Here is a 12,533-nt window from a genome sequence, read left to right as displayed (position 1 = left end):
CGGCGCACATCTGTCAATACTGGGGAGGGTGCATGCGCAAGGCGCTCAGATGGCTGCTGGCGCTCACGGTGCTCATAGGCACGTTGAGCACGGCGAGCGCGGCCACCGCCGCCGAGCCGGAGGCCACCGGCACCACCGCGGCCGCGGACATCAAGGAACAACTCCTCTCCATACCGGGGATGAGCCTGATCGAGGAGAAGCCCTACACCGGCTACCGCTTCTTCGTCCTCAACTACACCCAGCCGGTCGACCACCGGAACCCGTCCAAGGGCACGTTCCAGCAGCGGATCACCGTGCTGCACAAGGACGTCTCCCGCCCGACGGTCTTCTACACCGGCGGCTACAACGTCTCCACGAACCCGGGCCGCCGCGAGCCCACCCAGATCGTGGACGGCAACCAGGTCTCCATGGAGTACCGCTTCTTCACCCCGTCCCGTCCCGACCCGGCCGACTGGACCAAGCTGGACATCTGGCAGGCGGCCAGCGACCAGCACCGCATCTTCAAGGCCCTGAAGCCCCTCTACACCAAGAAGTGGGTCTCGACCGGCGGCTCCAAGGGCGGCATGACCGCCACCTACTACGAGCGCTTCTACCCGAAGGACATGGACGGCGTCGTCGCGTACGTCGCCCCCAACGACGTGGTCAACAAGGAGGACTCGGCATACGACCGCTTCTTCGCCACCGTCGGCACCAAGGAGTGCCGCGACCGGCTGAACGGGGTGCAGCGCGAGGCGCTGGTGCGCCGGGAGCCGCTGGAGAAGAGGTACGCGGCGTACGCGGCCGAGAACGGCTTCACCTTCGACACCGTGGGCAGTCTGGACAAGGCGTACGAGGCGACGGTGCTGGACTACGTCTGGGGCTTCTGGCAGTACAGCCTGCTCTCCGACTGCGACTCGATCCCGGCGGACGCGAAGAACGCGACCGACGACGACATCTGGACCTCGATCGACACCATCGCCGGGTTCTCCTTCTACACCGACCAGGGCCTGGAGCCGTACACGCCGTACTACTACCAGGCGGGCACCCAGCTCGGTGCGCCGACGATCGTGTTCCCGCACATCGAGAAGAAGTACATCCGCTACGGCTACCTGCCGCCCCGGTACTTCGTCCCGCGCGACATCTCGATGAAGTTCCAGCCGTACGCGATGCGTGACGTGGACACCTGGGTGAAGCACAACGCCCGCCACATGCTCTACGTCTACGGCGAGAACGACCCGTGGGGCGCGGAGCCGTTCCGCCTCGGCAAGGGCGCGAAGGACTCGTACGTCTTCACCGCCCCCGGCCTCAACCACGGCGCGAACGTGGCCGGTCTGGTCCCCGACCAGAAGGCCTTCGCCACCGCCCGGATCCTTGAGTGGGCCGGCGTCGCGTCCGCCACCGTCCAGGCGGACCCGTCGGCGGCGAAGCCGCTGGCGAAGTTCGACGCCAAGCTGGACAAGCGGGACGTGGAGCGCGAGCCCACCCTGCGTCCGTAACCACCGTGCTGCGCCCGGCCGTCGGTCCCCTCGTGGGTCACACCGGCCGGGCGCAGCCCACCGGGTGCTCGCCGCCCAGCTGGACGTACAGGGCCGTCGACAGCGGGCACTGGCTGCGTTTGTCGACCGCCTTGGTCACCTTGTGCTCCGGCTTCTTGCCGCCCTTGCCGTCGCACGCGGTCTCGCGGACCTGGCCGTCGCCCAGGCCGTAGACGCAGTCGCCGACGATGGTGCGCGGCCCGCCCCCGCCGCCCGGGTCGCCGGGATGCGGCGGGCCCAGGTTGCGCATACAGGCGTAGCCCTGCGGGATCGCCCCGTCGCCGTCCTCGTCGGACGCCTGGCTCTGTTCGCTGATGTGCAGCACGAAGTCCGTGGTCCCCGGGCACTGGGGCCCGTCGGCGACCGTGCCGTCGTGCCGGGCCACGACCCGGGCCGCGGCCCGCTCGCCGTGGCACGCCACCTCGGTGAAGCTGGTCGTGCCGAAGGAGCTGCACTCGTCGACGGCGAGGAACACCGCGCCGTACCCCGAAGTCCGGGACGGCGAGGGCGTCACCGCCGTACCCAGCCGCCCGTCCTCCTCGCCCGCACCGGACGCCGGCCCCGAACATCCCGACAACAGGACGGCCAGCACCGCCAGCAGTGCGCACACCGCCCCCACGGAACATCTCTCGCGCATCGCCATCCCCCCGGGTCCCCCGCCCAGCGTGACCCGCCACGGCGGGCGCACGCCAGACATGCAGGGTGCTTTGAGCCTTTTGGGGGGCGTGCGCCGGTTGTGTGACGTACGGGCGCTACGTCCGGCGGCTACCTCCGGCGCCCAGGCGGCTCCCTCTGGTCTACGTCCGGTACGACAACCCGTGCCCGACCGGATACAGCACCCGCGCCGGATCGTCCGCCCGCTGCACCGGCACCGGCAGCTTCCCGCGCGGCGCCACCCGCCCCGCGATCACCCGGGCGGCGGCCCGCAGTTCGACGTCGGTCCAGGAGTACGCCGCCAGGCAGGCGGGCACGGAGGGCAGGTGGGCCACGTCGTACGGATTCCGGATCGCGACCGCCACCACCGGCTTCCCTGTGGCCACCAGTTGCTCGACGAGCGTCTTCTGCGCACTGGTCGCGCCGACGTTGTACGTCCCCACCACGACCGCGTCCGCGTCCCGGGCCGCCGCGACGGCCCGGGCGATCGTGGCGGACGAGGGGGCCGTGCCCGTCGACAACGCGGTGGCCGTGAAGCCGAGTTCGGTGAGCGCGCCGGCCAGCACCCCGGTGGGCGGTCCGGTCGTCCCGGACGGCGAGGCGGGATCGGCGCCGACGACGAGCACCTTGGGATGCGTACGCCGGGACAGCGGCAACAGCCGCCCCTCGTTCACCAGCAGTGTCGTCGTCCGCTCGGCGATCAGGTCGGCCGCCGCCAGATGCCCCTTGGCCCCGACGGTGTCGGTGACCCCGGCCTGACTGACGTAGGGCTCCTCGAACAGGTCCAGCTTCGCCTTCAGCCGCAGCACCCGCAGGACCGACTCGTCGAGCCGCGCCTCGGTGAGTTCCCCGTCCTGTACGGCCTTCAGGACGGCGTTCCACGCGACGGCCAGGGAGGGCGGGTCGAGGAGCTGGTCCGCCCCCGCCTTCAGCGCGAGCACCGGCACGCGGTCGTCGCCGTACTTCTCCCGTACGCCCTGCATGCCGAGGTCGTCCGTCACCACCACCCCGTCGTAGCCGAGTTTCTCGCGCAGGATGCCGGTGAGGATCGGGCGGGAGAGGGTGGCCGGGTCGCCGGAGCTGTCGAGGGCCGGGACCATGATGTGCGCGGTCATGATGGAGTCGATGCCGGCGCGGACGGCGGCCCGGAAGGGCGGCGCGTCGAGCTCGTCCCACTGTGCGCGCGTGTGGTTGATGACCGGGAAGCCGTAGTGGCTGTCGACGGCGGTGTCGCCGTGCCCCGGGAAGTGCTTGGCGGTCGCGGCGACCCTGGAGCGCTGGTAGCCGGCGACCTCGGCCGCGACCAGCCCGGCCACCGCGCCCGGCTCGGCACCGAAGGACCGTACGCCGATCACCGGGTTCGCCGGGTTGACGTTCACGTCGGCGACGGGGGAGTAGTTCTGCCGGATGCCCATCGCCCGCAGCTCCCGGCCCGCGACGAGGCCGAGGGTCCGGGCGTCGGTGCGGGAGCGCCCGGCGCCCATGGCCATCGCGCCCGGGAAGAGGGTGGCGGGCTTCCCGACCCGGCAGACGATGCCGTGCTCCTGGTCGGTGGAGATCAGCACGGGCAGCCCGCGCGGCTGCTCCAGGGAGGCCCGCTGGATCCCGTTCGACAGGTCCGCGATCTGATGGGGCTCGCGGGTGTTGTGCGCCCAGGCGAAGTAGATGATCCCGCCGACCCGGTACTTGGCGACCACCTCGGCGGCCGTACGCACGCCGAGCTCCGCGAGGTTGGCGTCGATGTCGGCCTGGTCGGGGGCGGTGGCGGAGTGGCCGTAGACCCGCGTCACGAAGAGCTGGCCGACCTTCTCCTCCAGCGTCATGCGGGAGACGAGGGTGCTCAGATGCCGGTCGTCGGGGGCGGCGTACGAGGTCCCGCCGACCGTCAGTGCGGCGGTGGCGCCGGCGGAGGCGGCGAGGACGGTACGTCTGGAGGGGCGTGCGGTGTTTCCCGTGCCTGCGGTGCTGGAGTCGCGCACGTGCGCTCCTTCCCTCGTGAAGGAAACTTCCGAGCTGTCAGCAATATCCGGGAAGTTTCTGCCAGTCAAGGGAGCGCACAGTAACGCGGGAAGGGGCCCGGACCGGGCAGGCGGCACTGTCGGGAGAGGGGCCGCCATCGGCGCAGTTGGAGGGGGGCGCGCCGATGGCGGCATGCTGCCGGCCGAGGTTCGGCGGAGAGGGTAAGTCAGCGTTCGCAGCCAGCAGCGAGGCCGACACCGGACCACGGTGACTCTCCGGCAGCTTGCGAGTTGGACGAGCGGGGTCGGGGCGGGGTTCCCGGTTTCCGGAAGTTGGTGCGGGCGTGCGCGGGGGGACGGGAGGGGCAGGGGGGACCGCCGACCCGCACGGCACGCCGAATTTCCCCAACCCCTCTACAATTCAAGCTGGTTGGCATCATGATCTGCCCCAGGGAGCCGAAACCGGCGACATCAGGAGGCAGCACGTGAGCACGAAGACCGGCCCTCAGAGATACCCCGGCGCCAGCCGCGCGAACTGGTACCAGGACGACTATCCCGGTACGGCGATGGAGGTCAACGTCGTCGTCCTGCACACCACCGAGGGCCGCAGCCTGCCCGGCTACGGCGGTGGTTCCTCGGCGCCGAACCTGACGGCGGTGCCGGACCTCGCCGCCAAGAAGCTGAAGTGGTACCAGCACTTCGACATCGAGAGCTCGTCCAGGGCCCTCGTCAACAAGGCCCAAGGCGTCGAGACGAACACCCTGAACGTCTGCCAGGTGGAGCTGGTCGGCACCTGCGACCCCAAGACCCACGCCAAGTGGAAGGCCGCCGGCCAGGCCCACATCTACTGGCCGGACGCCCCCGACTGGGCCCTGCGGGAGGTCGCGCGGTTCCTGTCGTGGATGCACGAGGAGCACGGCGTGGCGCTGTCCGGCCCGAAGTCGTGGCCGGCGTACCCCACGTCGTACGCGAACGGCGGCGACCAGCGGATGTCGTTCGCCGAGTGGAAGGGGTTCAAGGGCGTCTGCGGCCACATGCACGTGCCGGAGAACAGCCACGGCGACCCCGGCGCGATCGACTTCGCCCGGGTGGTCAAGTACGCCAAGGACGATCTGGACCTCGGCGACGACACCCCGCCCCAGACCACGCCGTCGAAGCCGTCCAAGCCGTCCAAGCCCACGGTGCCGGCGTTCCCCGGCCGCAAGTACTTCACGGACGGGGCCTCGAACGCGTACGTCCTCCAGCTCGGCAAGCAGCTGGTGAAGCGCGGCTTCGGCGACCACTACAAGGTGGGCCCGAGCCGGACCTGGGGCGAGGCGGACCGGCTCAACGTGCGTGACTTCCAGAAGTCCCGCAAGGAGCTGCGCGGCGACGCGGACGGCCGTCCGGGCCCGCTGACCTGGCGGCTGCTCTTCTCCTGACCGGGACGGCACCCGCACGGCCGCTCAAGGTCCACTCCGCGGACGTTCCGGCACGTGGGCCGGGGGTCGGGTCAGCATGGCCCCATGGCCGTCGTACAGATCCCCGGTTCCAAGTCCGTCACCGCCCGCGCCCTCTTCCTGGCGGCCGCGGCCGACGGCGTCACCACCCTGCTGCGCCCGCTCCGCTCGGACGACACGGAGGGCTTCGCCGAGGGCCTGGTACGGCTCGGCTATCGGGTCGGCCGGACCCCGGACGCCTGGCAGGTCGACGGCCGCCCGCAGGGCCCGGCGGTGACCGAGGCGGACGTGTACTGCCGCGACGGCGCCACCACCAGCCGCTTCCTGCCGACCCTGGCGGCGGCCGGCCACGGCACGTACCGCTTCGACGCCTCGCCCCAGATGCGCCGGCGCCCGCTGCTCCCGCTGACCCGGGCCCTGCGCGACCTGGGCGTGGACCTGCGGCACGAGGAGGCCGAGGGCCACCACCCGCTGACGGTGGTGGCGGCGGGCGTCGAGGGCGGCGAGGTCACGCTGGACGCGGGCCAGTCCTCGCAGTACCTGACGGCGTTGCTGCTGCTGGGCCCGCTGACGCGGACCGGTCTGCGGATCGCGGTGACGGACCTCGTCTCGGCGCCGTACGTGGAGATCACGCTCGCGATGATGCGGGAGTTCGGGGTCGAGGTGCGGCGGGACGGGAACGTCTTCGCCGTCCCGCCGGGCGGCTACCGGGCCACGACGTACGCGATCGAGCCCGACGCCTCCACCGCCAGCTACTTCTTCGCGGCGGCGGCCCTGACGGGCGGCGAGGTCACGGTCCCCGGCCTCGGCGCGGGGGCGCTCCAGGGCGACCTCGGCTTCGTCGACGTACTGCGGCGGATGGGCGCCGAGGTGACGATCGGTGCGGACGCCACGACGGTCAGGGGAACCGGCCGCCTGAACGGCCTCACGGTCGCCATGCGGGACATCTCCGACACCATGCCGACCCTGGCCGCGATCGCCCCCTTCGCCTCCGGCCCGGTACGGATCGAGGACGTGGCGAACACCCGGGTCAAGGAGTGCGACCGCCTGGAGGCCTGCGCGGAGAACCTGCGACGGCTGGGGGCGACGGTGGAGACGGGCCCGGACTGGATCGAGATCCGGCCGGGTGGAGCGGCCGACGGCCTGGTGGGTGCCGAGATCACCTCGTACGGCGACCACCGCATCGTGATGTCCTTCGCCGTGACGGGACTGCGCGCGCCGGGAATCTCGTTCGACGACCCGGGCTGCGTACGCAAGACTTTCCCCGGTTTCCATGAGGAGTTCGGGGCGCTGCGCGCACGGTTGTGAGGGACGGCGAGGGTGAGTTTCAAGCTGGAGGGGCCTGTCCTGGAGGGCGCGTTGGTCCGCCTGGAACCGCTGGAGCACCGGCACGCGGCCGGGCTGGCGCAGGCGGCGGAGGAGAACCGGGACACCTACGAGTTCACCTGGGTCCCCCGGGCCGACGAGGTCCCCGCGTACATCGACGCACAGCTCGCCCGCGCGGCCACGGGACGACTCGCGCCGTACGTCCAGATCTCCGCACGCACGAACCGGGTCGTCGGCGCCACGTCCTTCTGGGAGCCCCGCTCCTGGCTGACCGACGACCAACTGGACGCCGTCGAGGTCGGCTTCACCTGGCTCGCCGCCTCCGCCCAGGGCACGGGCATCAACACCGAGGCCAAACTCCTGCTCTTCCGGCACGCCTTCGAGAAGTGGGGCGTCGCCCGGGTCGACCTCAAGACGGACGCCCGCAACGACCGCTCCCGCGCGGCCATCCAGAAGGCCGGCGCCCGCTTCGAGGGCGTCCTGCGCAACTGGTCCCGCTCCTGGGCGCCGGGCGAGGACGGCCGCTTGCGCGACTCCGCGATCTTCTCGATCACGGCGGCGGAGTGGCCCCAGTGCCGGGGCCGGCTGGAGGAGCGGGTGGCGGGATTGGCGGCGCGTGGATAGCGGAGGGCCGTCCGGGGCCGGGGAGGCGCCGATACGACCCGCGCGGGGTGCGACGGGTTTCCGGGACGGGGGCGGCGAGCCCCTGCCGACGACGGACGTGAGGCTGTTCCGCGCCGCGTGCTTCGAGGCCGCCGGGAAAGGCGGCGGGCGTCGCGTCGACGTGCTGACGATCCCCGGCCTGTCGAGCTTCGAGGCCGTGACGATCGCCGGACGCGGGGAGTCGCGCACCGTCCTGTGCCACGCCCACCTGCCACTCGTCGCCTTCACGGACACCCCGCCGGAGCCGGGACGCCCGCTGTCGGGGTTCGTGGACCCGCCGGCCTGGGCCGAGGCCTTCGGGGCGGCCGGCCTCCGGGCCCTGCGGGCCGACGAGCTGAGCACACCGATGAGCAGGGTGGACCTGGCCGGGCTCGCGGAGGCCGAGTTGGCGCAGCTGCGTTACTGGCAGCCGGATACGCTGAGCGACCTGCTGTTCAACTGGTGGGACTGAGAGAGGCGTTGGCCATGACCCCGAGGAACTCCCCATGATGCCGGGCCGAGCCACCATCCGCAGGCCGGTGCTGTCCACCGAGCTGGACACCGTCGTCACGGGCGGCAGCGCACTCCTGTGGTACGCCGTCGCCGCGCTCCTGTGGATGGAGAACGAGGCCCACGAGCCCTGGGACCCGGACTACCCCAGCGCCCGCCCCTTCTTCCTGCTCGCCTATGCGACCGGGGCATCGCTGCTGCTCACGTGGGCCCTGAGCCGCCTCCCGACCGTCCGGGTCGGAGAGGCCGGACGGCTGGGCAGGATCCTCGACGGGGTGCCCCTGTTCCGAGTGGGCGCGCTGGCCGCGGTATGGGCGGCCCTGGTCGTCGTCGCGGTCGTCACCTGACGTCCCCCTGCGGCCTGCCGATGACCGGCGCTCACGCGCCTACGACGGCCGCCGCCGTACGCAGTTCCTCCCGCACCGCCGCCAGCACCGGATCCCCCTCCGCCCCCGCCCGAACGGCCACGAAGACGTTCCGCGAGGGCGGCTCGCCCTCGGCCGGGCGCACGGCCAGGTCCCGGTGGGCGTACAACGGCCGCACCAGACGCGGCACCAGCGCCACCCCCTGACCCGCCTCCACCAGCGCCGCCAGCGCCCCCCAGTCGTTCACCGCGTGCCGGACGTCCGGCGTGAAGCCGGCCGCCGCGCACACCGACCGGGCCACCGCACCACAGCAGCTCCGGGCGTCCCCGACGATCCACGCCTCGGTGGCCAGCTCCCGCAACGCCACTCGCTCGCGGCCGGCGAGGCGATGCCCGGTCGGCAGCGCCACGTCCAGGACGTCGGTGAACAGGTCCACCCGGCTGTAGCGACGGTCCGTGTGCGGCGGCGCCGCCGCGAAGTCCACCGCCACGGCCACGTCCACCTGGCCCCCGTCGAGCGCGGTGAACAGGTCCGGCGGTTCGGCCTCCACGACGTCGACACGGACGTGGGGGAGGCGTGCGCCGAGGGCGCGCAGCGCGGCCGGCAGCAGGCCCAGGATGCCGCTGGAGAAGCAGCCGACCGTCACCGCACCCCGGCCGCCCTCCCCGTACGCCGCCAAGTCGGCCCGCACCCGCTCCAGTTGGGCGGCGATCAGATCGGCGTGGGCGAGCAGGACCCGGGCCTGCCCGGTCAGCCGTACGCCCCGCCCGTCCCGTTCCGTCAGCGGTACGCCCGCCTCGCGGGCCAGCGTCGCGAGCTGCTGGGAGACCGCCGAAGGCGTCAGGTGCAGGGCCGCCGCCGTACTCGCCAGACTGCCCCGGCGCTGCAGCTCGCGCAGGATGTTCAGACGACGCAGGTCGACTGTGAAGGTCTCGCTTACCTGTTCCACCGCAGAAGATTAACTGGACCTGGGCGACGGGGATCGGAAAGCATCGCGTCCATGACCGCCGATGCCGCTATGACCGCCGACGCCTCCTACCTCATCCTCCACGGCTGGCAGAACCACCGCCCCAAGGACCACTGGCAGCACTGGCTGGCCGACCGGCTCACCGCCCTCGGCCACCACGTCACCTACCCGCAGCTGCCCGACGCCGACGACCCCGACCTGGACGTCTGGCTGGGCGAGCTGGCCCGGCACCTCGGCGCGCTCCGCGGGGCCGGCGAGCGGGTCGTCGTCGCGCACAGCGCCTCCGCCCTGCTGTGGCTGCACGCCGTCGCCCGTGCCGTGCCGGGTGTCGGGGACGTCGACCGGGTGCTCCTCGTCGGCCCGCCCTCGGCCTCCGTACTCGTACGGCACCCGGAGGTCGTCGCGTTCGCCGCGCCGCCCCTCGACTTCGCTCTCCCCACGCCCACCCTCCTCGTCGCCGGCGACGACGACCCGTACTGCCCGGAGGGCGCGCGCACGCTCTTCGGCGACCCGCTCGGCATCCCGACCGAGATCCTCCCCGGCGCCGCCCACCTCGACCTGGACGCCGGTTACGGCTCCTGGCCCGCCGTACTGGACTGGTGCCTCGCCCCGGACGCGAAGATCGCGGCGCGTCCGGCGGCCGGGTCCGGGGGGTGATTCACGCGCTGTCGTTGAGCAGCCGGGCCAGGTGGTCGTGGCCCGCGCGCAGCAGGTCGGGGAGCGGGGCGGCCGCCTCGTACCACCGCTTCTCGTACTCCCAGCACAGCCAGCCGTCCCAGCCGTGGCGGGAGAGGACGTCCACGCACTCGGTGAGGGGCAGGACGCCGGCGCCGAGGCGGAGCGGGGTGGTGTCGTCGGGGGAGGCGATGTCCTTGACCTGGACGTATCCGAGGTAGGGGGAGAGCGCCGCGTAGGTCTCCGAGGGCTGTTCGCCGCCCAGCCAGGTGTGCATGACGTCCCAGAGGGCGCCGACCTGGCGGTGGCCGACCCGGCCGAGGACGCGGATCGCGTCGGCGCCGGTGCGGTGCGAGTCGTGGGTCTCGAGGAGGATGCGGACGCCGAGGTCGGCGGCGTACTCGGCGGCCGTGCCGAGGCGACCGGCCGCTGTGGCGTCGGCCTCCTCCCGGCTCTGCTCGGCGCCGCCGCCGGGGAACACCCGGATGAAGGGGGCGCCCAGGTCGCGGGCGAGGTCGAGCAGTCGGCGCATCTCCTCGATCACGGGAGCGTCGTCGCCCGGCGCGGCCACCCGCGCGTACCCCGCGATCCCCAGGACCTCCACGCCCGCCGCCTTGAACTCGGCCGCCACGTCAGCGCGTTGGGCCAGGTCGAGGCCGGGATGGACCGGCTCCTCCGGATCCGCGCGCAGTTCGACACCGTGGTAGCCGTACGTCGTCGCGAGCCGCAGCACTTCGGGGAGGGGCAGGCCGGGGACACCGAGGGTGGAGAACGCCAGTTTCATGGTCCCTACTGTCACTCGCCGGTGCCGCTGAGGTCCAGGCGCCAGTCCTGGCCGTTCAGGTCCTTTCCGAACGAGCGGTGGGGTTTCTCGGCGACGAGGACGAAACCGTGCCGCTGGTAGATGCGGCGGGCGGAGGCGAGGACGTCGTTGGTCCACAGGACCAGGTCGCGGTAGCCGACCCCGCGCGCGAAGTCGACGACCGCCCGGACCAGCCGGTCACCGATGCCCAGCCCCCGCGTGTCCGGCTCGACCAGCAGCAGCCGCAGCCGGGCGGTGGCGGGCGCCTCGTCCCGTACGCACATCACACAGCCCACCGGCCGGCCGTCCAGCTCGGCGATCCACACCCGCTCCAGGTGCGGATCGTGGTCCTCCGCGAAGTCGGCGACGATCCTCGCGACCAGCCCCTCGTAGTCGGCGTTCCAGCCGTACTCGGCCGCGTACAGCGCGGCGTTGCGCTGCACGATCCAGCCGAGGTCGCCGGGGCCGGGCTCGCGCAGGACGACGTCCTCGGGCCGGGGCCGGTGCCCGTCGGCGAGGATCGTACGGACCGTGCGCATCGCCTCGGCGAGACGGGGCCGGTCGGCGGCGGGGACGGTGGACAGCAGGGCGCCCACGCTCTCGTTGGCGCGCTCGGCGAGCAGAGCGGCGGTCTCGCGGCCGCGTGCGGTGAGCGTGACACGGCGTCGGCGCGGGTCCTGCCGGGAGGGCGCCCGCTCGATCAGGCCGTCCTGCTCGAACTTGTTCAGGATCCGGCTCAAGTACCCGGCGTCCAGGGAGAGTTCGCCACGCAGGTCGGCCGCGTCCGTACGCGGGGAGTGCGCGAGCTCGTACAGGACACGGGACTCGGTGAGCGTGTAGGGCGCGTAGAGCTGGCGGCTGTAGTCGAGGGCACCGATGACGTTCGTGTAGAAGCGGTTGAAGGCGCGGATGTCCTGGACGGTCATGTCGACCCACCCCCGAAGCTCCGATGGTTGACTCAGTCAGAGATATCGCTGGGTCGAGCGTAGGACGCGGGGGCGCCGTCCGTCCATGGCCGTGCGGCGCCCGCTCCGTCGGTTCGTCACGCCTCCTTGGCGGCCCGGTACACGCACACCTGCGTCCCCGTCGGTGCGGCCGTCGTCGACACCAGCTCGAAGGCGGCCTTGGTCCCGTCCTCCGGGAAGATCGACTTGCCGCCGCCGAGCATCACCGGCATGACGATGAGCCGCAGCTCGTCGACGAGGCCCTCGCTCAGCAGTGTGCGGGCGAGCGAGGGGCTGCCCATGACCAGGAGGGTGCCGCCGTCGCCCTCGCGCAGCTTGCGCAGGTGCGCGACGGCCTCGTCGCCGGCGATACGGGTGGTGTTGTTCCAGGTCAGCTGCTCATCGGCGAGCGTCCGGGACACCACGTACTTCGGCATGGAGTTCATCCGGTCGGCGAAAGGATCCCCGGCCCGCTCCGGCCACGCCTGCGCCATCGACTGCCACGTACGCCGCCCGAACAGCAGCGCGTCCGCCTCCTGCAGCGCCGCGTCGAAGGCCCCGCCCACGACGTCCGGGTCGAAGAACGGGTGCGTCCAGCCACCGTGCGCGAACCCGCCCTCGGTGTCCTCCTCGGGCCCGCCGGGCGCCTGGACGACGCCGTCGAGACTGATGAAAGCGGTGATGACGATGCGCATGGGACTCACTCCAGTTTCCTCACGGACGCCGAACCGACGTGC

Annotated in this window: 13 protein-coding genes; 7 read left to right on the top strand and 6 right to left on the bottom strand. The window is 72.3% G+C overall.

The genetic code is table 11. The features are described 5' to 3' along the window. Positions 1 to 32 precede the first annotated feature (32 nt). Positions 33 to 1,475: a S28 family serine protease gene (locus tag QFZ76_RS19890; protein ID WP_307675006.1), complete on the top strand. Its 1,443-nt coding sequence runs from the start codon at positions 33 to 35 to the stop codon at positions 1,473 to 1,475. Between the two features lie 37 nt (positions 1,476 to 1,512). Here the strand turns inward: QFZ76_RS19890 and QFZ76_RS19885 are convergent, their stop codons facing one another. Beyond that, positions 1,513 to 2,151 (bottom strand): hypothetical protein, encoded by a 639-nt coding sequence (locus tag QFZ76_RS19885; RefSeq protein ID WP_307675005.1) that lies wholly within the window; start codon positions 2,149 to 2,151, stop codon positions 1,513 to 1,515. A 160-nt stretch (positions 2,152 to 2,311) separates the two neighbouring features. Then, a complete protein-coding gene (locus tag QFZ76_RS19880; RefSeq protein WP_307675004.1) occupies positions 2,312 to 4,147 on the bottom strand; it encodes a glycoside hydrolase family 3 protein in 1,836 nt (611 codons plus the stop codon). Between the two features lie 464 nt (positions 4,148 to 4,611). On the opposite strand from QFZ76_RS19880, the gene QFZ76_RS19875 reads away from it, so the two are divergent. From QFZ76_RS19875 to QFZ76_RS19855, 5 genes are all read left to right on the top strand, one after another. Further along, positions 4,612 to 5,547, top strand: coding sequence for a peptidoglycan-binding protein (locus QFZ76_RS19875; RefSeq protein WP_307675003.1), 936 nt, complete (start codon positions 4,612 to 4,614; stop codon positions 5,545 to 5,547). Positions 5,548 to 5,631: 84 nt separating this feature from the next. Beyond that, positions 5,632 to 6,873 carry a 3-phosphoshikimate 1-carboxyvinyltransferase gene (gene aroA, locus QFZ76_RS19870; RefSeq protein WP_307675002.1) on the top strand — a complete coding sequence of 414 codons (1,242 nt, stop codon included), beginning with the start codon at positions 5,632 to 5,634 and terminating at the stop codon, positions 6,871 to 6,873. Positions 6,874 to 6,885: 12 nt separating this feature from the next. Further along, positions 6,886 to 7,515, top strand: coding sequence for a GNAT family N-acetyltransferase (locus QFZ76_RS19865; protein ID WP_307675001.1), 630 nt, complete (start codon positions 6,886 to 6,888; stop codon positions 7,513 to 7,515). Continuing rightward, positions 7,508 to 8,005, top strand: a complete 498-nt coding sequence (locus QFZ76_RS19860) for a hypothetical protein (RefSeq protein WP_307675000.1) — start codon at positions 7,508 to 7,510, stop codon at positions 8,003 to 8,005. Before QFZ76_RS19865 ends, QFZ76_RS19860 begins: the two co-directional genes overlap by 8 nt. Positions 8,006 to 8,039: 34 nt before the next feature. Continuing rightward, on the top strand, positions 8,040 to 8,390 hold the full coding sequence (locus QFZ76_RS19855) for a hypothetical protein (protein WP_307674999.1): 351 nt from the start codon (positions 8,040 to 8,042) through the stop codon (positions 8,388 to 8,390). A gap of 31 nt (positions 8,391 to 8,421) precedes the next feature. Here QFZ76_RS19855 and QFZ76_RS19850 read toward each other — a convergent pair whose 3' ends face one another. After that, positions 8,422 to 9,357, bottom strand: a complete 936-nt coding sequence (locus QFZ76_RS19850; protein ID WP_307674998.1) for a LysR family transcriptional regulator — start codon at positions 9,355 to 9,357, stop codon at positions 8,422 to 8,424. A gap of 51 nt (positions 9,358 to 9,408) precedes the next feature. Here QFZ76_RS19850 and QFZ76_RS19845 point away from each other — a divergent pair, with 51 nt between their 5' ends. Further along, on the top strand, positions 9,409 to 10,032 hold the full coding sequence (locus QFZ76_RS19845; RefSeq protein WP_373464326.1) for an RBBP9/YdeN family alpha/beta hydrolase: 624 nt from the start codon (positions 9,409 to 9,411) through the stop codon (positions 10,030 to 10,032). A 1-nt stretch (position 10,033) separates the two neighbouring features. Here the strand turns inward: QFZ76_RS19845 and QFZ76_RS19840 are convergent, their stop codons facing one another. The 3 genes from QFZ76_RS19840 to QFZ76_RS19830 form a co-directional block, all read right to left on the bottom strand. Next, a complete protein-coding gene (locus QFZ76_RS19840) occupies positions 10,034 to 10,834 on the bottom strand; it encodes a sugar phosphate isomerase/epimerase (RefSeq protein ID WP_307674997.1) in 801 nt (266 codons plus the stop codon). A gap of 11 nt (positions 10,835 to 10,845) precedes the next feature. Further along, positions 10,846 to 11,778 carry a bifunctional helix-turn-helix transcriptional regulator/GNAT family N-acetyltransferase gene (locus tag QFZ76_RS19835; protein ID WP_307674996.1) on the bottom strand — a complete coding sequence of 311 codons (933 nt, stop codon included), beginning with the start codon at positions 11,776 to 11,778 and terminating at the stop codon, positions 10,846 to 10,848. 116 nt (positions 11,779 to 11,894) lie between these two features. Beyond that, on the bottom strand, positions 11,895 to 12,491 hold the full coding sequence (locus QFZ76_RS19830; protein ID WP_307674995.1) for a dihydrofolate reductase family protein: 597 nt from the start codon (positions 12,489 to 12,491) through the stop codon (positions 11,895 to 11,897). Between the last annotated feature and the right edge of the window lie 42 nt (positions 12,492 to 12,533).

Source organism: Streptomyces sp. V4I2 (assembly GCF_030817655.1).
GTDB lineage: Bacteria > Actinomycetota > Actinomycetes > Streptomycetales > Streptomycetaceae > Streptomyces > Streptomyces plumbiresistens.
This window is presented reverse-complemented; position numbering and strand designations above follow the sequence as displayed.

Bases quoted from the DNA above. Each gene is read 5' to 3' on its own strand.
- aroA (WP_307675002.1), top strand. From the start codon at position 5,632: ATGGCCGTCGTACAGATCCCCGGTTCCAAGTCCGTCACCGCCCGCGCC.
- QFZ76_RS19845 (WP_373464326.1), top strand. From the start codon at position 9,409: ATGACCGCCGATGCCGCTATGACCGCCGACGCCTCCTACCTCATCCTC.
- QFZ76_RS19835 (WP_307674996.1), bottom strand. From the start codon at position 11,778: ATGACCGTCCAGGACATCCGCGCCTTCAACCGCTTCTACACGAACGTC.
- QFZ76_RS19885 (WP_307675005.1), bottom strand. From the start codon at position 2,151: ATGCGCGAGAGATGTTCCGTGGGGGCGGTGTGCGCACTGCTGGCGGTG.
- QFZ76_RS19855 (WP_307674999.1), top strand. From the start codon at position 8,040: ATGATGCCGGGCCGAGCCACCATCCGCAGGCCGGTGCTGTCCACCGAG.
- QFZ76_RS19890 (WP_307675006.1), top strand. From the start codon at position 33: ATGCGCAAGGCGCTCAGATGGCTGCTGGCGCTCACGGTGCTCATAGGC.
- QFZ76_RS19840 (WP_307674997.1), bottom strand. From the start codon at position 10,834: ATGAAACTGGCGTTCTCCACCCTCGGTGTCCCCGGCCTGCCCCTCCCC.
- QFZ76_RS19830 (WP_307674995.1), bottom strand. From the start codon at position 12,491: ATGCGCATCGTCATCACCGCTTTCATCAGTCTCGACGGCGTCGTCCAG.